15 protein-coding genes and 1 tRNA gene are annotated in these 19,325 nt (G+C 63.1%); 8 read left to right on the plus strand and 8 right to left on the minus strand.

Annotated elements, in window-relative coordinates; genetic code table 11:
* Positions 1-167: 167 nt before the first annotated feature.
* Both IFT75_RS17640 and IFT75_RS17645 read right to left on the minus strand, forming a co-directional pair.
* Complete coding sequence (locus IFT75_RS17640; RefSeq protein WP_185793265.1) at positions 168-1,274, minus strand: Gfo/Idh/MocA family protein; 1,107 nt, start codon at positions 1,272-1,274, stop codon at positions 168-170.
* 108 nt (positions 1,275-1,382) lie between these two features.
* Positions 1,383-1,468: transfer RNA gene (locus IFT75_RS17645), tRNA-Leu, on the minus strand.
* A gap of 239 nt (positions 1,469-1,707) precedes the next feature.
* Between IFT75_RS17645 and IFT75_RS17650 the strand changes: the two genes are divergently transcribed.
* The 3 genes from IFT75_RS17650 (at position 1,708) to IFT75_RS17660 (ending at position 6,934) form a co-directional block, all read left to right on the plus strand.
* Positions 1,708-3,978 (plus strand): ATP-binding protein, encoded by a 2,271-nt coding sequence (locus IFT75_RS17650; RefSeq protein ID WP_192055942.1) that lies wholly within the window; start codon positions 1,708-1,710, stop codon positions 3,976-3,978.
* 3 nt (positions 3,979-3,981) lie between these two features.
* On the plus strand, positions 3,982-4,443 hold the full coding sequence (locus IFT75_RS17655) for a response regulator (RefSeq protein WP_122477893.1): 462 nt from the start codon (positions 3,982-3,984) through the stop codon (positions 4,441-4,443).
* Between the two features lie 112 nt (positions 4,444-4,555).
* The gene (locus IFT75_RS17660; protein ID WP_185793267.1) at positions 4,556-6,934 is read left to right on the plus strand and encodes a hybrid sensor histidine kinase/response regulator; all 2,379 of its coding nucleotides are present in this window, start codon (positions 4,556-4,558) and stop codon (positions 6,932-6,934) included.
* Between the two features lie 18 nt (positions 6,935-6,952).
* Here IFT75_RS17660 and csrA (IFT75_RS17665) read toward each other — a convergent pair whose 3' ends face one another.
* Entirely contained in the window at positions 6,953-7,147 is a 195-nt protein-coding gene (gene csrA, locus IFT75_RS17665; RefSeq protein WP_185793268.1) for a carbon storage regulator CsrA, read from the minus strand.
* A 194-nt stretch (positions 7,148-7,341) separates the two neighbouring features.
* On the opposite strand from csrA (IFT75_RS17665), the gene IFT75_RS17670 reads away from it, so the two are divergent.
* A complete protein-coding gene (locus IFT75_RS17670) occupies positions 7,342-7,674 on the plus strand; it encodes a hypothetical protein (RefSeq protein ID WP_122477898.1) in 333 nt (110 codons plus the stop codon).
* A gap of 87 nt (positions 7,675-7,761) precedes the next feature.
* Here the strand turns inward: IFT75_RS17670 and csrA (IFT75_RS17675) are convergent, their stop codons facing one another.
* From csrA (IFT75_RS17675) to IFT75_RS17685, 3 genes are all read right to left on the minus strand, one after another.
* A complete protein-coding gene (csrA, locus tag IFT75_RS17675) occupies positions 7,762-7,959 on the minus strand; it encodes a carbon storage regulator CsrA (RefSeq protein ID WP_122477900.1) in 198 nt (65 codons plus the stop codon).
* Between the two features lie 256 nt (positions 7,960-8,215).
* Complete coding sequence (locus IFT75_RS17680; protein WP_185793269.1) at positions 8,216-10,033, minus strand: glycoside hydrolase family 15 protein; 1,818 nt, start codon at positions 10,031-10,033, stop codon at positions 8,216-8,218.
* Positions 10,026-10,826, minus strand: coding sequence for a glucose 1-dehydrogenase (locus tag IFT75_RS17685; protein WP_122477903.1), 801 nt, complete (start codon positions 10,824-10,826; stop codon positions 10,026-10,028). Before IFT75_RS17685 ends, IFT75_RS17680 begins: the two co-directional genes overlap by 8 nt.
* 153 nt (positions 10,827-10,979) lie before the next feature.
* Between IFT75_RS17685 and IFT75_RS17690 the strand changes: the two genes are divergently transcribed.
* On the plus strand, positions 10,980-11,123 hold the full coding sequence (locus tag IFT75_RS17690; RefSeq protein WP_163007541.1) for a hypothetical protein: 144 nt from the start codon (positions 10,980-10,982) through the stop codon (positions 11,121-11,123).
* A gap of 60 nt (positions 11,124-11,183) precedes the next feature.
* Here the strand turns inward: IFT75_RS17690 and uvrA are convergent, their stop codons facing one another.
* Together uvrA and IFT75_RS17700 are read right to left on the minus strand one after the other, a co-directional pair.
* Positions 11,184-13,688 (minus strand): excinuclease ABC subunit UvrA, encoded by a 2,505-nt coding sequence (gene uvrA, locus IFT75_RS17695; protein WP_192055944.1) that lies wholly within the window; start codon positions 13,686-13,688, stop codon positions 11,184-11,186.
* A gap of 81 nt (positions 13,689-13,769) precedes the next feature.
* Positions 13,770-14,807: a DNA topoisomerase IB gene (locus IFT75_RS17700; protein WP_185793271.1), complete on the minus strand. Its 1,038-nt coding sequence runs from the start codon at positions 14,805-14,807 to the stop codon at positions 13,770-13,772.
* A 230-nt stretch (positions 14,808-15,037) separates the two neighbouring features.
* Between IFT75_RS17700 and IFT75_RS17705 the strand changes: the two genes are divergently transcribed.
* The 3 genes from IFT75_RS17705 to IFT75_RS17715 all read left to right on the plus strand — a co-directional run bounded on the left by IFT75_RS17705 (position 15,038) and on the right by IFT75_RS17715 (position 19,321).
* The gene (locus IFT75_RS17705) at positions 15,038-15,538 is read left to right on the plus strand and encodes a CS1 type fimbrial major subunit (RefSeq protein WP_122477908.1); all 501 of its coding nucleotides are present in this window, start codon (positions 15,038-15,040) and stop codon (positions 15,536-15,538) included.
* Between the two features lie 82 nt (positions 15,539-15,620).
* Positions 15,621-18,143 carry a CS1-pili formation C-terminal domain-containing protein gene (locus tag IFT75_RS17710; protein ID WP_192055946.1) on the plus strand — a complete coding sequence of 841 codons (2,523 nt, stop codon included), beginning with the start codon at positions 15,621-15,623 and terminating at the stop codon, positions 18,141-18,143.
* On the plus strand, positions 18,140-19,321 hold the full coding sequence (locus IFT75_RS17715) for a hypothetical protein (protein WP_185793273.1): 1,182 nt from the start codon (positions 18,140-18,142) through the stop codon (positions 19,319-19,321). Before IFT75_RS17710 ends, IFT75_RS17715 begins: the two co-directional genes overlap by 4 nt.
* The last annotated feature ends 4 nt before the right edge of the window (positions 19,322-19,325 follow it).

Consider the following 19,325-nt stretch of genomic DNA (forward strand, 5'->3'; position numbering starts at 1 on the left):
TTTTCGGGCGGTCATCGGCTGTGAAAGGGGTGTTCGGTACAGCCTACGGACCGCAGCGCGCCCTTCGCGGCCACCGACCGCTCCTACTGGGGAACCCCAATCTTCGTAGGAGCGGTCGTCGGCCGCGAAGCAGGCGCTGCGGTCATTCAGGCAGATCGGCGCACTGCTCAGTCGTTGGGTTCAGTGGTATTGACGTACGGCGGCACCTTGGCCAGGGTCAGCGATCGCGCCTGATCGGCCTGAATGCCCTGGCGCGAAGCCAGCGGCTCGAGCTTCTGGATCTCGCCGGTCTGCAGCGAGCGCTCGATAGCAGCCAGTACCCGCACGTCACGCCAACCTTCGTCACCATCCGCTTCAGGCTGGCGATCTTCGAGAATGCACTGAGAGAAGTACTCCGTCTCGCCGCCGAACTGATCGACCACCGGGAAGGTATGAGCCTGCGTTTCGCCGTCGATGATCGCGCGATAGGCAATGGCGACGCCTTCACCGAAACCGAAGCAAGGCGATGCCTCGAACTCCCCCTTGGTACCGATCAACTGGAACCGCTCGGTTGCCGGCAGGCTGTAGCTGACGGTGAACGTAGCCTGACGCTGCTCGGAGAACCGCAGAGTCACACTGACGGTGTCTGGCGTGTTGATCGGTCGTCCGGGTGTCTGCGCGCCTACAGCATGCACTTCCAGCGGCTCGCCGCCGAACAGGTTGCGCACGGCATTGAGCGGGTAGGGCCCCATGTCCGCCGCCGGGCCGGCCCAGAAACCGCTTTTCATCCGGTGGTTCTCGGCATCGGTGTGTTGCGTGAAGGTAGCGGTAAACAGCCGTGGCTCACCAATATCACCCCTGCGCACGCGCTGGACCATGTCCACCGTGCCAGGCTCGCAATGCAGACGGTAGGCGATCATCAGCTTGGCCTTGCCACGCTCGGCAGCCGCATTGATCGCCAAACAGTCTTCCTCGCTGGCAGCCATGGGCTTTTCCAGCAGCACATGGATACCGGCTTCGAGCGCCGGGACGGCGAATTCGCGATGACGGAAGTTGGGCGTGGCCAGGTAGATCGCATCGATCTCGCCCGACGCCAGCAGTTCGGGAAACTGCTCGTAGCTGTAGCTCTTAAGGTCATACATCGCAGCCAGTTCATCGGCCTTGATCGGGTCACCGGTCACCAGTGCAGTCATCACCGAATTGCTGGTCTGGTCCACACCGGGCATGAACGCACCTTGCGAAATCCAGCCACCGGCAACCACGGCGTAACGAATTTTTCCCTGAGCATCAGGCATGGGTCGGGCCTCCTTGTGTCACCAGGCGAAATGCGTGGCGTATAGGAAGTCGGCAAGCTGAGAGGGCAGGAGTTCCCGAAGATTGGGAGGAGGGGGGAGAAATCGAGATGGTGCGAGGTGCGGGAATCGAACCCGCACAACCAAAGGTCGTCAGATTTTAAGTCTGATGCGTCTACCAATTTCGCCAACCTCGCATAGTCGCGCATCATACTGATTAGGCTGAGAAATGTCATGCGCTAATGGTTCGATGGCGCGGCCTGCCAAACATGCACTCGCGGTGGCTAAAATCAATTTGCCATTATTGAACATAAAGCCGACATGGCGCGTCCTAATTTGCTAAGGTGGTAGCCGATTGTAAGTTTTTCACATGCCACGGTTGGCGACCATGCAATGGCTTGCAGCGCTGCGCTGATAGGCCGCCAGGAGATTCACTGTGACATCACGCGAGACTTCGGTCCTGCTCGCCGCTGCCATCGAGCAGTGCGCGAGCGAGCCCATCCGTACGCCGGGCAGCATCCAGCCGCAGGGTTTCATGCTGGTGCTCGACGCCGCCGCCCAGCGTGTGCTGCAGGTCAGCGACAACGTCCGCCATTGGCTGCAGCTCGAGCCTGCGCACCTGCTGGAAACGCCGGTCGCCGACCTGATCGAGCGAGGTGCGGCACTGTCGGCGCGCCTGGCCGCCTGGTCCGGGGAAGAACAGCAGCCATTTCATTTCGCCGATGTGAGCTTCGCCCAGGGCAGCCGTCGCCAGATTGCCACGGCGATGATGGTGCACCGCGTCGACGGGGTGATCGTCGCCGAGTTCGAGCCCGCTGCCGATGAGGCCCATGCCTATGGCGCCTTGTACCCAATGGTGCGGACGTTCATTGGCCAGTTGCACAACGCCCGGGACATTCTCGAGTTGTGCGAGCGCTCGGTGGTCGAGGTGAAGCGCGTGACCGGCTTCGGTCGGGTCAAGGCCTACAGTTTCGACGAGACGGGCAACGGCACCGTGCTGGCCGAGGCACGGGACGAGGGCTACCCCAGCTACCTGGGGCTATGCTTCCCGGCGTCCGATATTCCGCGTCAGGCCAGGGAGCTGTACTGCATCAACCGCATCCGGGTGATCGAAGATGCCAACTACCAGGCATCGCCGCTGATGCCGGCCAACAACCCCCTGACCGGCGAGCCGTTGGACCTCAGTCATGCAGCACTGCGCAGCGTTTCACCCGTGCACGTGCAGTACATGCGCAACATGCAGACGATGGCGTCGATGTCGATTTCCATCGTGGTCGACGGTCGGCTCTGGGGTCTGATCTCCTGTCACCACGACCAGCCTCATGCGGTCGGTTTTCAGACCCGTACCGCCTGTGAGCTGCTGGGCAGCGTCCTGTCGCTGCAGATCGAAACCAAAGCCGTCCATGCGCAGAACGAGCGCATGCTCGAACTGCGTCGGCAGATCGTCCAGTTGCTCTCCGCCATGGCCGACAGCGACAGCGTGCGTGCCGGCCTGCTGACGCTGCCCGAGACCTTTCTGGGCTTCGTCCGCGCCAGCGGTGCGGCGATCATCGCCGAGGCTCGCTGCGAGTTGCTGGGTGACACACCTCCGCAGGCGTTGGTCGATGCACTGGCAGTGTGGCTGGCCGAGCGCGGCGGGCAGGAAATATTTCACAGTGACAACGTCGGTCGGGACCTGCCCGAGCTGCCCGAACTGGCGCGTTACTGCGGCGGTGTGCTGGCCGTGGCGATTTCCGAGATTCATTCCCACTATTTGATCTGGTTCAAGCCGGAGCAATCGCACACGGTGACTTGGGCAGGGCGGGCAGAAAAAAGCCTGGACAGTGCCGGTGTGCTCAATCCACGCGCCAGCTTCGATAGCTGGAAGCAGGAAGTCAGCGGCTTCTCAAGCCCCTGGGACGCACTCGAGATCGAAGGCGTACACGAACTGCGCACCGCCGTGCTGGGCATCGTCCTGCGCAAGGCCGAGGAACTGGCGCAGTTGGCCGGCGAACTGAAGAAATCCAACAAGGAGCTCGAGGCGTTCTCGTACAGCGTGTCCCATGATCTGCGTGCACCGTTGCGCCACATTGCCGGCTACGCCGAATTGCTGGCCGATTTCGAAGGCCCCAAGCTGTCCGAGCGAGGCTTGCGTTTTCTCGAACACATCGGCGAGTCGGCGCGGTTTGCCGGCACCCTGGTCGACAACCTGCTGAGCTTTTCCCAGATGGGCCGTTCGGCCCTGCGTTTCACCGACGTCGACCTCAACGCGCTGGTCGAGTCCATCCGCCTGGAGATGCAGCCCGATTACGAAGGTCGCGATCTGCAATGGCAGGTGGCGGCACTGCCGCGCCTGGTGGCCGACGCCGCGTTCGTGCACCTGGCGCTGCGCAACCTGTTGTCCAATGCCATCAAGTACAGCCGCACCCGCGAGCATGCGGTGATCGAAGTCGGCGCTTACCAGCAGGACGCCGAGACGATCATTTTCGTGCGTGACAATGGCGTGGGCTTCGACATGGCCTACGCCGGCAAGCTGTTCGGGGTGTTCCAGCGCCTGCACCGCATGGAAGAGTTCGAAGGGACCGGGATTGGCCTGGCCAGCGTGCGCCGCATCATCGAACGACACGACGGCCGGGTGTGGGCCGAAGGCGCCCTGGATCAGGGCGCCACTTTCTACATGGCGTTGCCGCGACGCGCACATTCCGCCAGCACGAATTCACCGAGGTAAGCGATGCTCAAACCTATTCTTCTGGTCGAGGACAATCCCAAGGACCTGGAGCTGACACTGGTGGCGCTGGAGCGCAGCCAGCTGGCGAACGAAGTCATCGTCATGCGTGACGGTGCCGAAGCGCTGGACTACCTGCTGCGCCGCGGCAGTCATGCGGCGCGTGACGCGGGCAACCCGGCAGTGCTGCTGCTGGATCTCAAGCTGCCCAAGGTCGACGGGCTGGAAGTGCTCAAGGTCGTCCGCGAAACCGAGCAGTTGCGCAGTATTCCGACGGTCATGCTGACCTCTTCCAGGGAAGAACCGGATCTTGAACGCGCCTACTCACTTGGAGTGAACGCTTACGTGGTCAAGCCGGTCGAATTCAAGGAATTCGTGTCAGCCATTTCCGACCTGGGTATTTTCTGGGCGGTGTTGAACGAGCCGCCACCTGGCTCGTCACGAATCGTTCGTCGTCCCGGCTCTTGAGTCCTGCTCGCGCTGTGTGACGGTCGGGACCCAACCACACCCAGCGCGCCCCACCCAATGGCGCACGGATGGCGCACAGCGCGCCACACTCCAGCCACGTATTCGGATCTCTATGCCGCCCAAGCCTTTGCAACTGCTGTTCGTGGAAGACAGCCCCCTCGATGCCGAACTGGCGCTGATGACCCTTGAGCGCGCGGGCGTGGCCGTCGAGTCGACCCTGGTGTTCAATCATCAGGGTGTGGAGCAGGCGCTGGCGGACGGTGCGTTCGACCTGATTCTGTGTGACTACATGCTGCCAGGCTCATCCGGCCCTTTGGTGCTGCAGGCAGCGCAGCGCCTGGCGCCGATGACGCCGTTCATCTTCCTGTCCGGGGTCTACGGCGAAGAGCATGCGGTCGAGATGATGCGCCAGGGCGCCATCGACTATGTGCTCAAGCAGAACCTGAGCCTGTTGCCCCGTGCCATCCAGCGTGCCATGGACGAAGTCCACGAGCGTCATCGTCGGCGCGACGCAGAGCGTTCCCTGCAGCACGCCGAAGTGCGTGCGCACATCGCCACCAACGCAGCGCGCATGGGGGTCTGGGACTATGCGCCGCGCAGCGATACGTTGCTCTGGGACGAACGCTGCCGGGCACTGTACGAGCTTGACCCCGCTACCGAAGTCAACCTGGCGCTGTTTCTCGACTACTGCCACGACGAAGATCTGCCCGTGGTTCAGGAACGCATGACTGCGGCCCTGACGGTCGACGATGGGCGGTTGTTTCACATCGAGTATCGCGTGCGTCTGGCCAGCGGTACCCTGCGCTGGATTGCCAGCCACGGGCAGGCCTTCTTCGAAGAGGGTGCGTGCGTGCGTTTCACCGGCGTCATTCAGGACATCACCGAGCAGAAGCAAGCCACCCAGGCCCTCGAGCAGCTCAACGAGATGCTCGGTGAGCGGGTGGTCAAGCGTACCCGCGAGCGCGACCGCACCTGGGAGCTGTCCCGCGAGTTGCTGGGGGTAATGCGCTTCGACATGTCGCCGGTGTCGCTCAACCCCGCGTGGGAATCCACACTGGGCTGGACCCGTGAGCATCTGGGCAGCATCCAGTTGTGGGAGATCATTCATCCCGACGATCTCGCGGCAACCCGCCGCGAGACCGAGAACATCGCCAACGGCAATGTCTCGACCCGCTTCGTCAACCGCATGCGCCACGCCGACGGAAACTACCGTTGGTTGTCCTGGACCATCGTTCCGGACGAGGGGCTGATGTACACCGCCGTGCGCGACATCACCGGTGAGCGTGAAGTGCTGGATGAGCTGGCCGGTGCCAACCATCAGCTGCGCGAGCAGATCGACGAGCGCCAACGCATCGAGGCCACGCTGCACCAGCTGCAGCGCCTGGAAGCGGTCGGCCAGCTGACGGCGGGTGTGGCGCACGACTTCAACAACCTGCTGACGGTGATCCTGGCCAGTACCACCTTCATTGCCCGCGATTTCGAAAAGGGCAGGACCGAACGCATTCAGGGCCGCCTGCAGAACATCAAGGAGGCGGGCGAACGCGGTGCCAAGCTCACCGGTCAGTTGCTGTCCTTCTCCCGCCGCCAGCGCCTCGAGCCGGTGGCGGTGAACCTCAACGGTACCGTGGAAGGCATGATCGAGCTGTTGCAGCGCACCCTGGGTGGCAGCATCTGGATCGAAACCGACACCGCGCCCGACCTGTGGAATGCATTGGTGGATCCGACCCAGACCGAGATGATCATTCTCAACCTGGCGATCAACTCCCGCGATGCCATGCCCGGTGGCGGCACCTTGCGCCTGTCCACGGCCAACGAAACGGTAAGCATGGCGGCGCAGCGTCCGGAAGACCCGGAGCCCGGCAACTACGTGGTGCTGTCGATCCAGGATTCGGGTACTGGCATGAGCCAGCAGGTGGTGGCCAAGGCCTTCGAGCCGTTCTTTACCACCAAGGAAGTGGGCAAGGGGTCAGGCTTGGGTCTGGCTCAGGTGTTCGGCTTTGCCAAACAGTCGGGTGGGGGCGTGGCCATCATGACCTCGCCGGGCTACGGCACCACTGTGAAGGTCTACTTGCCGGGCGTTCCGGATCAACTCGTAGCGCAGGCAGACGAGCCCGCCTATGTCGCTGCCGCTCATGACGAAAGCGAGCGCCAGACTATACTGCTGGTAGACGATGATCACGACGTGCGGGAAGTGACGGCGACCATGTTGCAGGGCCTCGGCTACAGTGTGATCGAGGCCGACAGTGCCGAGCAGGCGCTGAACAAGTTGGACCCCAGTGTCGACCTGGTACTGACCGACTTCGCCATGCCTGGCACCAACGGCGGCGAGTTGGCGCATATGATCCGCCGCCGTCACCCACGATTGCCGATCGTGTTCGTGACCGGTTATGCCGAGCTCGAGGGCCTCGATTCCGAGCACTATCCTTTGGTCCAGAAACCCTTTCGCGAGCAGGACCTGGCGAGCAAGATCAGCGCTGCATTCCGTGCCTAGCAACGGCTGCCAGCCGATTCAACGGCCAGCTGCCTTGGGTACCATGGGTACGCCGGCCTTGATGCGTTCGTAGATTTCCTGACGATGCACCGCCACGTCCCGTGGCGCATCTATGCCCAGGCGGACCTGACCGCCCTTGACGTCGATGATGGTGATACGAATATCGTCTTCGATAACGATGCTTTCGTCAGTGTTGCGCGTCAATATCAGCATGATGGAATCCTTGCGCTCGAGGGATTTCGTTCCTGGCATCTCTGATTAGTGACGTATGCCGTGTGGGAATAATTCCCTTCGATGCGCATTTGTCGTCGGCGAGATTTCCTACCGCTGGGTTGTACTGAACCACGGCGCTTGTAGAGGGTCGGTTATATAAGGCATCGCCTTGATTACCCACAAGAGGTAGGCATATGACAGACGTAGAATTGGAAACCACCAAGCAGTTCATGGAATGGGAAGACTCGTCAGCGAACTATCTGGACGAGCAGGTTCGCCATGAGGAAACGCTCAAAAACGGCTGCCGTATCGTGGTGCGTGCGCGCAAGATCGGCGAAGACAAAATTTCGGTGTTCTTTGGCACCTACGGCGTGGATGGCCGGGTGATCAAGGAACAGACCGAAATACGCGATGGATTGACATGTGCCAAGGATGCACTGGCGTTCGCCACGGACAAGGCAAAGCGTCATGCAGGGGGTGGGGCAGGGGCTCCAGACGACAATCATCACCAGGCAACGCCTGTCTGACCGTGTGAGCGGTGACTTCGCGCCGCTGTGCAGCTTGGCTGAAGCCAGCTGCATGGCGGCGTTCGAAGGACCGCGGCAAGTGGCCGATCAGGCCTGGCCATCTCCCTTTTCCGGTGCAGGGCTGCCTGCCTGGATACGCTTGAAGATTTCTTCGCGATGTACCTGTACATCCTTCGGCGCATCGATGCCGATTCGCACCTGCATCCCTTTCACGCCAAGGATAGTGATCTTGATGTCGTCATGAATGACGATGCTTTCGCCTACCTTGCGGGTGAGTATCAGCATGAACGGCTCCTTGATTCCTTTGCTTAGAATTTATCCGGTGTTTGTAGGGTGTCGATTGCTACCTGAATACGGACGCAACGTGACAAATTTAATTCCCTCGAAGCGCCCTGTTTGTGGATACGCGGCAGTCATGGCACAACGAGTGGCACTAGGCGCCAGTATGGCGTGGTTCTGTACAGGCGCCTAGCAGATTGGCATTACGTTTGGTTTATCGGGGCGATAGTGGCACTCTTGCCACAATCGCTGAAACCAAACCCTAGGGTTGCCACTGGGTACGCTGGCCACTCAGCTTCCTGTCAAGAAAGCTGGCGGCGCTGATCAGTGCCAGATGGCTCAATCCCTGGGGGGTATTGCCGAGATGATGGCCATGCCGATCGAACTCTTCGGCGAACAGACCCAGCGGGTTGGCATAGCGCAGCAACTGCTGGAACTCCAGATGCGCCTTTTCTACCTGTCCAGCCCGCGCCAGGCACTCCACATACCAGAACGAGCAGGCGGTGAACGCACCTTCGTCGCCGGGCAGGCCATCATCCTGGCGGTAGCGGTAGACCATGCCGTCACGCACCAGGGTGCGCTCGATTGCCTCCAGTGTGCTCAGCCATTGCGGGTCGCTGGCACCCACGAAACGCACCAGTGGCATCAACAGCATGGAACCGTCGAGCTCGACGCTGCCCAGCTTCTGTACGAAATGCCCAGCATCGGCGTTCCAGAAATTATTCCAGATGTCGTCGTGAATCGCCTGGCGTTCCTTGTCCCAGCGCTCGAATGGAGCTGGCAGCGAACGCTTCTCGGCCAGACGCAGGGCCCGATCCAGAGCAACCCAGCACATCAGGCGTGAGTGCAGGTAATGCTCGGGCGGGTTGCGCATTTCCCAGATGCCGACGTCCTTCTGATGCCAGCTGCTGCACACTTTGTCGACGATGTGGGTAACGTGTTTCCAGCCTTGGTGGGAGATCGCCTCGCCGTACTTGTTGGCCAGGTACACGGCGTCCAGCAGTTCGCCGTAGATATCCAGCTGAACCTGATCATGGGCGCCGTTGCCCACCAGCACCGGCTTGGCACCGCCATGCCCGCTCAAGTGATCGAGCTCGGACTCTGGCAGCTCTTCGCGTCCGTCCAGGCCATACACCACGCCCAACCGGGCTGGCTCATCGCAGCATTCGCCGACGCGATCGCGCACCCAGCGCATGTAGTCGTTGGCCTCGGTGGTGAAACCCAGGCGCATGAAGGCATACACGGTGAACGATGCATCGCGGATCCAGGTATACCGATAGTCCCAGTTGCGCACGCCGCCGGGGGCCTCGGGAAGGCCGAACGTGGCGGCGGCAATGATCCCGCCATGACGGCGCGACGTCAGCAGTTTCAAGGCCAGTGCAGAGCGATCGACCATCTCGCGCCAGCGACCCTTGTAGTTCGAATGGCCGATCCAGTTGCGCCAGAACGCCAGGGTTTCGTCCAGGCATGCCTGGCCTTCACCGGCACGCACCATCGGGTCTTCGGCGCCGCCGAGGATGAATTCGGCGCATTCGCCTTCCTTGAGTTCGAACACGGCGATGGCGCTGTGCGCCTCGATGCGCAAAGCCTGGGTTGCCGACAGCCGCAAGGTGGGCTGGCCTTCGGCGCTGAAGCAGACGTCCTCGCCGCTGGCGTGGGCCTGGGTATCGGCGCGGCTGTAGTCGTGCCGAACCCGGCAGCGCAAGCGGATGGTGGCAGTGCCGTTGCGCACTTCTACCCGACGTATCAGCCGGGGCAGGGCGTCGGCCTCTGCGGCGACCGGCATCAGGTCGGTGACCTCGACCACTGCGTCCTGGTCGATCCAGCGGGTTTGCAACACGTTGCTGTCGGGCAGGTAGATCTGCTGGCGACGCGCGCCGGGCAGGTCCGGGGCGAGTTCGAACACACCTGCGCGATCGCAGTCCAGCAGGGCCGTGAAAATGGAAGGGCTGTCGAATTCCGGCCAGCAGCAGAAGTCGATACTGCCGTTGTCCGCGACCAGCGCGGCGCTGCGCATGTCGCCGATGATGCCGTGGGCCTCGATCGGGCTTTGCAGGGTGCTGCAGACGTCTTCAGCCATTGTTTCGGAACCCCGGATACAAGCTCATGCCACCGTCGATGAACAGCGTGGTGCCGTGCACGTAGTCACTCAGATCGGATGCCAGCCAGACGACCGCGTTGGCGACGTCGTCGACCTCGCCGACACGGCCGTAGGGAATCAGTTCGAGCAGCTTCTTCTCGGCGTCGCCTTGGGTGTTTTCTTCGTTGATGGCGGTGCGAATCGCGCCAGGGGCGATCGAGTTGACGCGAATGCGCTGCTCGCCGACTTCCTGGGCGATGCTGCGCATCAGCAGATCGATGCCGCCCTTGGAGGCGGCGTAGTTGACATGGCCGGCCCAGGGAATCAACTGGTGCACCGAGCTCATGTGGATGATCTTGCCGGCCGCCCGCGACAGCCAGGAGCGCGGGCCCTGTTTCTGGAACTGTCGCAGGGCGGCGCGCGCGCAGAGGAATTGGCCGGTGAGGTTGACCTCGATCACCTTGTTCCAGTCGGCCAGGGTCATGTCGACCGTGGCAGCATCACGCTGCAGGCCCGAATTGGCGACCAGAATATCCAGTGCGCCGTAGGTGTCGATGGTGGCGGCGAAGAGTCGCTCGACGTCGTCTTCCTTCGACACGTCCGCGCCCACCGCAATGGCTTTGCCACCCGCTTCGCGGATCTCTGCAACCAGGCGTTCGGCGGGCTCGGCGTGGGAATTGTAGTTGACGACCACAGCGGCCCCGGCGGCGGCCAGTGCCTTGGCGGCAGCGGCGCCCAGGCCGGAGCTGGCGCCGGTGACCAGGGCAACCTGTTTGTCCAATGAAATCTGCATCCGGGATGATCCTCCAATAATGGCGTTTCAATGCTGACTGGCGATGCGGTGCGGGAGTTCAGCGCAGAAACGTTTGGGCACGAATGCCGAAGGCAGCTGCCTAAATCAAGTACCGGCTCGATGAGCCGTCCAGCCCCTGCCAGGAGAGACACCGTGGACAAAGAATCCAAGCGTGAAGACCTCGACCACAAGCCGGAAAATGCCGGCAAGGTGGGTGAGCAACACAAGCGCGCCAACCAACAGGGCGAAAAGGCCCGCAGCCCGTCCGACGAAGGCCAGAGCAAGCCGGTCGGTTGAAGCAACCCTGGGCAGCCCCGCGCGCTGGGGCTGCCGCTATGTGTGCTCGGTGGACAGCCGCTATACAGGTTCCGCCAGTGCGCTTTGCAGATAGGTTGCAGTGCGGCTGGCGCTGACCTTGGCCACGTCTTCCGGGCGCCCGGCTGCGACGACTTTACCGCCTTGGTCACCGGCCTTCGGGCCGATGTCGATCACCCAGTCCGCCTGCGCCACCACGCGCATGTCGTGTTCCACCACGATCACGCTGTTGCCGGCGTCCACCAGATGATTGAGTTGCTGCATCAGCCGATCGACGTCGCTGGGGTGCAGCCCGGTGGTCGGCTCATCGAGCACGTACAGAGTGGCGCCGCGTTGGTTGCGCTGCAGCTCGGTAGCCAGTTTGATGCGCTGTGCTTCACCGCCGGACAGTTCGGTGGCCGGTTGGCCCAGGCGCAGGTAACCCAGGCCGATATCACGCAGCACGGTCAGTGGCCGCAGCACTGCCGGCTGTTCGGCGAACACCTCGCACGCCTGGTGGACCGTGAGCTGCAACACGTCGGCAATGCTGCGGCCTTGCCATTTCACCGCCAGGGTCTTGGGGCTGTAGCGCGCGCCGTGGCAGGTCGGGCAGGGGCTGAACACGCTGGGCATGAACAGCAGCTCGACGCTGACGAAGCCTTCGCCTTCACACTCGGGGCATCGCCCCTTGGCGACGTTGAAAGAAAACTGCCCGGCATCGAAACCGTGCCGCTGCGCATCGGGGGTGGCCGCGAACAGCTTGCGTACGGCGTCGAACAGCCCGGTGTAGGTGGCCAGGTTCGACCGCGGCGTGCGACCGATAGGCTTCTGGTCGACCTGCACCAGGCGCTTGATGCTGTGCATGCCTTCGACGATATACCCCGATTCGGTCTGCGGTACGGCGTCTTCGAGCACGTCCTCGACGTCTTCGCGAGCCTGGCCCAGATGCTCGCCCACCAGTTCCAGCAGCACCTGGCTGACCAGGCTCGATTTACCCGAGCCGGAAATCCCGGTAACGGCCGTGAAGCACTGCAGGGGAAAGTCGGCAGCGACTTTGTGCAGATTGTTGCGGCTGACGTCGGCCAGCTTCAGCCAGCTTGCGGTAGGCCGACGCGGGCGCGGCAGCGGCACGGCGCTGCCGTACAGGTAGGCACGGGTCTGCGACGCGTCGACCTGGGCCAGCCCTTTGGGCGGTCCGCTGTAGAGCACCTGGCCGCCTTGCTCGCCCGCCAGTGGCCCGACATCCACCACCCAGTCGGCGCGGCTCATGGTGTCCAGGTCGTGTTCGACCACGAACAATGAATTGCCTGCCGCTTTCAGCCCTTGCAGGGCGGCGTGCAACGATTCGCCATCGGCGGGGTGCAGGCCGGCGGTCGGTTCGTCCAGCACATAGACCACGCCGAATAGCTGCGAGCCCAGCTGGGTGGCCAGGCGCAAGCGCTGCAGCTCGCCCGAGGACAAGGTGGGCGTACTGCGCTCCAGCGCCAGGTAGCCCAGACCAAGGTCGATCAGGGTGTTCAGGCGACCCAGCAGGTTCTGCGCAAGCTGCTCGGCGGCCATGCGCTTCTCTTCACTGAGCTTCTTGCCGACTTGCTTGCCATCTGCCACCGGCTTGAGTTTCTGCGCCAGCTGGGTGAGCGGCAGTCGCGAGAACTCACCAATGTCCAGCCCGGCAAAGGTCACGCTCAGTGCTTCCGGCTTGAGCCGCTTGCCTGCGCAGACTTCGCACGCGGCACCGATCATGAACTGACTGACGCGCTTCTTCATCAGCGCGCTTTGCGAGTGGGTGAAGGTGTGCAGCACATAGCGTCGTGCGCCGGTGAAGGTGCCCTGGTAGCTGGGCTCCAGCTTGCGCTTGAGCGCGTCGCGGGTCTGCGCTGGGGTCATTCCGCCGTACACCGGCACCGTCGGCGTTTCCTCGGTGAAGAGAATCCAGTCGCGCTGCTTTTTCGGCAGGTCACGCCACGGCACGTCGACGTCGTAGCCCAGGGTCACGAGGATGTCGCGCTGGTTTTGGCCCTGCCAGGCTGGCGGCCAGGACGCGACTGCGCGCTGGCGAATGGTCAAGCTGTCGTCGGGCACCATGGTTTTTTCGGTGACCTCGTACACCCGGCCCAGGCCGTGACAATGCGGGCATGCCCCCTGTGGCGTATTGGCCGAGAAATCTTCGGCGTAGAGCATGGCCTGGCCAGGAGGATAGGCGCCGGCCCGCGAATAGAGCATCCGCACCAGGCTGCCCAGGGTGGTGACGCTGCCCACCGACGAGCGTGTGCTCGGCGTGCCGCGCTGTTGCTGCAGGGCCACGGCCGGCGGCAGCCCCTCGATGCTGTCGACATCGGGCACCCCGACCTGATCGATCAAGCGCCGGGCGTAGGGCGCCACCGATTCGAAATAGCGTCGCTGGGCTTCGGCGTACAGGGTGCCGAACGCGAGAGACGACTTGCCCGAGCCCGACACCCCGGTGAACACCACCAGGGCATCGCGGGGAATATCGACGTCGACGTTCTTGAGGTTGTGTTCGCGCGCGCCGCGAACTTGGACGTAGCCGCTGGGAGCGGTAGGTTTCATGAAAAGCCTTGGAATGTATGAGCGTTGCTATAACCGACCGCAGTGGCCACGCACAATTCCGGCGGTCGTTGCAGCGCTCGCTCAGGCCGCAGCCACCAGCCGCTCCAGGAACGTGGCCAGGGCCACTTCTTCCAGGCGCAGCCCTTTGCGCTGACGCGGCTTGGGCAACTTGGCCAGCTCGCCCATGACGAAGTGCTCCAGCACCTTGGGGTGGATGTAGCACTTGCGGCACACCGTAGGGGTATTGCCCAGCTGCCTCGCCACGGCTTTGACCATGTCGACGATGTGCTGCTTGGCATCGGGTTCGGGCTGCCAGTGCAGCTCGCGCAGCATGGCCAGCGCCAGCGCGCTGCCGGCCCAGGTGCGGTAATCCTTGGCGGTGAAATGCGCGCCGGTGATCTGGTGCAGATAGGCGTTCACGTCATGGGAGCTGACGCTGTGGCGTTCACCATGCTCGTCCAGGTACTGGAACAGGTTCTGCCCAGGCAGCTCCATGCAGCGCTTGACGATGGTGGCCAGCCGACGGTCCTTCACCGTGACCGCGTGTTCGACGCCACTTTTGCCGCGAAACTGGAACGCAATGGTATGCCCCTTGACCTCCACGTGCTTGTTGCGCAGCGTGGTCAGCCCATAGGACTTGTTGTCCCGGGCGTACTGGCTGTTGCCAACCCGGATCAGCGTGTTGTCGAGCAGCGAGACGACCGCGGCCATCACCTTGTTTCGGTCCAGGCCCGGCGCAGCCAGATGCGCTTCCAGCTGCCGGCGCACCTTGGGCAGCATCTTGCCGAACTCGATCATGCGCGAATACTTGTCTTCGTCGCGCACCTCGCGCCAGCGCGGGTGGTAGCGGTACTGCTTGCGGCCGCGGGCATCGCGCCCGGTGGCCTGCAAATGGCCTTGAGGGTCGGCGCAGATCCACACATCGGTATAGGCCGGAGGAATCACCAGTGCATTGATGCGCTTGATCTCGTCGGCATCGGTGATGCGCTCGCCGCTGGCATCGAAGTAGGCAAATTTGCCGCGCAGGGTCTTGCGGCGCAACCCTGGCTGGTTGTCGTCCACGTAATGCAGGTCTGGCGGGAGTACAACGGTCTGAAGGTCGTCTTCGATGTCAGGCATGGCTCGGCTCAGTGAAGGTACTTAGCCTTGTAGACAGTAGGAATCTTTCGCCGTGCAGTCAGACAGATCGCCCGTATTGTCAGACTCGTCACTTCATCGGTCAGACCTGTCTGACAGCCAAGCCAGCGAGGCTTCGGGACAATGTTGCCCATCGAGTTGAACGCCGCTCAGCCGTGAACGCTGCGGCCAATTCGATCCATCGTCCCTATGCCCAAGCTGGAGAAGTACCCATGAAGAAAATCTACGCCGCGTTCCCATTGGCTTGTTGTCTGGCCAGCCCGGTGTGGGCTGCCGATCAGATCGAAAAGCAGGTCACGGTGACCGCAACGGTTCCCACCGCTGCCTTCTTCGTCGAGCCCATCGGCGGCAACTGGATGAACGACCCACAGGACATGGCCTACAACTCGTTCACCAAGACCTTCGCACCGATCCGCAAGCAGCTGCAGGCCAAGAACACCGCCGCCGGCGGTATCAGCGCCAAACTGATGCGCCCGGCGGTGATCGTCAGCGGTGCCGACCAGATCCCTCTCACCGTGTCGGTAGGCGGCAAGAGCCTGAACCACACCACTGCGCAGTTGGTGGTCACCCAGGCCGATGCCCAGGCCGGCAACGGCGCCGTGGTGGACTTCCAGATCGCCTCGGCACTGGCGGCCGGTACCGCACCGAACGCAGGCAACTACCAGGGTGAAGTGAACATGATGTTCGAGCCCGGTCCAGTCGTTGCGCCCTGACCCAGGATAGACCCCACCACCCACGCGCTTCCTGGCCATCCACCCGTGCTGGGCCGCGAAGCGCGTTCACGAAAAGACCTGCATGTTCAAGACTACCTCATTGGCCAACGCCATCGGTGTGGCGCTAGGCGCGGGCTGGCTGCTGCTCGGACCCGTGCCGGCGCACGCCGCCAACACGCCGCCTGCCCTGGGGATCCTCGGCCAGGCCCAGGGCCTGCCGGCAGATTTCGCCGAGCATTTCTTCGATGTCCCGCTGGCAGTGCGTGTCGATCTGGACGGCCGCCTGCTGGGCGAGGCGCTGGTGGTGCTCGGCCGTGACGACACGCTGCAGTGGCTCGAGTACACCGATACCAGTGAAAGCCGGGAGACCCCGGTGGTACGGCAACGCTGGGCACAACGGTTGAGCGAGGGCGTGAGTCTGGGCAGCTGCACGACACAGTGCACCGATGGTTTGGTGGCCGTGCATTACAGCCTGGTCAACTCGCAGCTCTCGTTGCTGACGCGCGCCGTCGAGCAGTCCACCGATGTCCAGCGCTACCATGCCTTGCCCGAGCAGGCCGAGCACGGGCTGATCCTGCGCAACCAGCTCAACCTCAGCCAGGCAGGCGATGAAACCGTTGGCCGCTACGCCGTGCAAGGGGTGGGCAGTGTCGGCGACTGGAGCACCCAGGCCAACCTGCAGATGGACAAGACCAATTTTCATGGCCTGCGCCATCGCGTTGACCAGCTCTATGCCGAACGCATCGAGCGCGATCGTTTCCTGCGCCTGGGGTATTTCGACCCGGTCGCCCAAGGCCTGATACGCCAGCCGCGGTTGATGGGCAGCACGGCGCAAACCGCATTGGGGGTCATGCTCGGCAGCAGCGACACGCTGTACATCGACAATGGCACAACCAGTACCACGCCCATCTATGTCACGCCCAGCCGACCCGGTACGGTCGAGATCTACCGCAATGGCCAGCTGATCAACACCCAGGCGGTGCAGCCGGGCCTGCAGACCCTGGACACACGGGTATTGCCCGGTGGCATCTATGCGGTGGAAGTGCGCTTGCTGGAAAACGGCCAGGTGACGTCGCGCAGCAACGAATTCGTGTACAAGCCCAGTGCCTGGCGCAACCCGGAACAGCGCTGGCGCTACAACGCCTACGTGGGTCGGCAGAGCACGCTGTTCAGTAACTGGGAGCAAGACCCGAACGGCGGGCTGGCTGCCGGCGTGATGACCAACTACCTGATGCATCCCCGGGCAATCGTGGGGCTTTCGGCGCAGCAGGTCGATACGCAGACGCAAGTGGGCACGTCACTGGACTGGGATGCCCTGGACCGCCTCAAGCTGTATGGCAACCTGTACCGCACCGACCGTCGCGGCAATGGCTACGACCTGCAGGGCGTGTGGAGCCATGGCTCGGGCAATGTGGTGCTCAACCACAACCGTGCCTGGCTGCACCCCCAGCGCGAACGCGGCGACAGCTACTACGTGGACCGCCGCGAGCCGGCTCGGCTCACCACCCAGACCTCGCTGTCGGTCAGCCATCGGCTCACCCGCAACAGCACGCTCACCGCCCGGCTCAGCCGAACCGACGGGATTGAAGCCGGCAATGCACTGGACCTGGGCTGGGCACGTTATGGCCAGTTCATGGGCACCGACGCCAACTGGCGAGTTTCGCTGTTCGACCGCCCCGGCACCGCCAGCACCGACGACCAGCGCAACCGCGGTATCAACCTCACGCTCAGCATGGCGCTGGGTGGGCCGGGCGAGCGCTTGTCTGCCAGCCTGGGCACCCGCACCGGGCGCGACGGCGAACGCGATCGCACTGCCTCGCTCAGCTACCAGCAGGACATGGGGCAAGGCACGCTGCGTACCTTGGGCGGGACCCTCAATGCCGACCGCTACGGCACCGGGCTGGGGGTCAACGCGGGGTTCCAGAACAGCGCCCTGTACGGCGATGCGTTTGCGCTCAGTTCTTCCTACAACGGCCAATTGTCTTCGGGCCTGAACCTTGAAAGCACCTTGGCGCTGGGTGATGGCAAGGCTGCGTTCAGCGGCGAAGTCATGCCCCACGACGCCAGCCTGATCGTCGACCTGGAGTCGGACGTTCCTGGGCTCGAGCTGCGTGCCGATGACCACCTGGGCGGCGCCGCGCTGCTGCGTCCCGGGCGCAACGTGCTGCCGGTGGGTGCCTATCGCGCTGGTCACGTGCAGCTGGGCTTCGACAAGCAGGACCACCTGGCGGCCGACATCCAGCCGCCGACCCTGGACTACCACCTCAACAAAGGCGCGGTGCAGTACCGCCAGTTGAAGGTGGTGCGTACCGTCACCGTACTGGGTCGGGTCGTCGACCACGAGGGCAGGGCACTGAAAGGGGCGCAGGTGATCAACCATGCCAGCCGCAGCGTGACCGAAGCCGATGGCTTCTTCGCACTGGAAATGAGCGAGAGCAATCCGACCCTGGAGATCCGCCAGGGCGGCGTCCAGCGCTGCCTGCTGACCCTCGACACCCACACCAGCAAGCGCGAGCAGGATGTGCTGCTGCTGGGTGATCTTTCATGCATCGCCGAGGGCGTTGCCGCCCTGACGACACCGAAACCGACAGGAGAGGCCGGATGACTCGCATGACTTCACGTTACTGGAAACGCCTGGTGTCGATGCTGATCTCCATGGCCTTGGCAGGTCCTGTGCTGGCGGGCGATGTGTTGCTTTCCGCTGAGTTCACGCCCACCTCGCAGGGCTTCGTGCATACCAACCCCAAGGCTTCGATCTGCTCGAGGTTTCCGCCGTTCTGCAATTCGAGGGGCTCGGCAAACCTGCCGATCACCTACCGCAAAGGCACCGAGCATTCCGCCGCAGATCCGCGGGATCAGTTCTACGTAGCCTTGCCCAAGCCCGTGACCGTTCAGGTTCGAAACGAACGCGGCGATGCCCATGACGTGCTGCTTACGATCAACTACGTCACCCATCGTGCGGACACTCTGCCGGACGGGCCTCCAAACACCACACCGCAAACCAATACCTGTTCGCAATCAGCCTCTGCATCGGATACCACATTCGCAGCTGTGCTTTGGTGGCTACGTAATCCCGGTAGCGGTGCTCCTTGTTATTCGAGCAATAACCGAGGTCGCGCGGGCGATGTGCGAAGCAGCACGGTTCGTCAGTTCGGCATCTTATACTCGCTGGGAACCCCCTCGCCCTGGAGAATGAAGAACGGCCGCTACACCGGTGAAGTCACCTTCACCGTGGGCAACGGCGGGCAGATCGACCTGGGCAACCAGGTGACCGAACTCAACGACGACACCCTCACCATCAAGTTCCAGCTCGACGTGCAGCACCCCTTCATCGTGGAAACCCCGCCCGGTTCCGAGCTGGCCGTGCTCGAACCGCAGGGCGGCTGGTTGAACTGGAGCGGCGGCTCGCGGACGCCACCGCGCCTGTACCGCGACCACCCCCTGCGACTGTGGTCGGCGGGCCCGTTCAAGGTGCATACCCTGTGTGAATTTCCCATGGCTGGCCAGTGTGCGATCCGCAACCCCGGCGACGACCACCGGGTGCCCGTGGAGGTCGCTCTGTCTCTGCCCAGCGGCGCCGAGCACAACGGCGCACCGGCGCGGCGAGTTGCGCTGCCGGTGGAGGCGGTGAACGCCCTGGAGTTCGACGCCCAGGCACCGCTGCTCAATCGCCCGGGCATGCTGCATTACCAGGTGGTGCAGCCTTACGTCGCGCAGATGATGCAGCGCGCCGGAGCTCGTTATGAAGGCTGGGTGCGGATTGTCTTCGATGCACAACTGTAAACAA

The sequence above is a fragment of the Pseudomonas sp. CFBP 8758 genome (genome assembly GCF_014841725.1).
In the GTDB taxonomy this organism is placed as follows: domain Bacteria; phylum Pseudomonadota; class Gammaproteobacteria; order Pseudomonadales; family Pseudomonadaceae; genus Aquipseudomonas; species Aquipseudomonas baltica.

Coding starts and splice junctions, on each gene's coding strand:
- IFT75_RS17640 (WP_185793265.1), bottom strand. CDS start 1,274: ATGCCTGATGCTCAGGGAAAAATTCGTTACGCCGTGGTTGCCGGTGGC.
- IFT75_RS17655 (WP_122477893.1), top strand. CDS start 3,982: ATGCTCAAACCTATTCTTCTGGTCGAGGACAATCCCAAGGACCTGGAG.
- IFT75_RS17660 (WP_185793267.1), top strand. CDS start 4,556: ATGCCGCCCAAGCCTTTGCAACTGCTGTTCGTGGAAGACAGCCCCCTC.
- csrA (WP_185793268.1), bottom strand. CDS start 7,147: ATGCTGATATTGACGCGCAACACTGACGAAAGCATCGTTATCGAAGAC.
- IFT75_RS17670 (WP_122477898.1), top strand. CDS start 7,342: ATGACAGACGTAGAATTGGAAACCACCAAGCAGTTCATGGAATGGGAA.
- csrA (WP_122477900.1), bottom strand. CDS start 7,959: ATGCTGATACTCACCCGCAAGGTAGGCGAAAGCATCGTCATTCATGAC.
- IFT75_RS17680 (WP_185793269.1), bottom strand. CDS start 10,033: ATGGCTGAAGACGTCTGCAGCACCCTGCAAAGCCCGATCGAGGCCCAC.
- IFT75_RS17685 (WP_122477903.1), bottom strand. CDS start 10,826: ATGCAGATTTCATTGGACAAACAGGTTGCCCTGGTCACCGGCGCCAGC.
- uvrA (WP_192055944.1), bottom strand. CDS start 13,688: ATGAAACCTACCGCTCCCAGCGGCTACGTCCAAGTTCGCGGCGCGCGC.
- IFT75_RS17700 (WP_185793271.1), bottom strand. CDS start 14,807: ATGCCTGACATCGAAGACGACCTTCAGACCGTTGTACTCCCGCCAGAC.
- IFT75_RS17705 (WP_122477908.1), top strand. CDS start 15,038: ATGAAGAAAATCTACGCCGCGTTCCCATTGGCTTGTTGTCTGGCCAGC.
- IFT75_RS17710 (WP_192055946.1), top strand. CDS start 15,621: ATGTTCAAGACTACCTCATTGGCCAACGCCATCGGTGTGGCGCTAGGC.
- IFT75_RS17715 (WP_185793273.1), top strand. CDS start 18,140: ATGACTCGCATGACTTCACGTTACTGGAAACGCCTGGTGTCGATGCTG.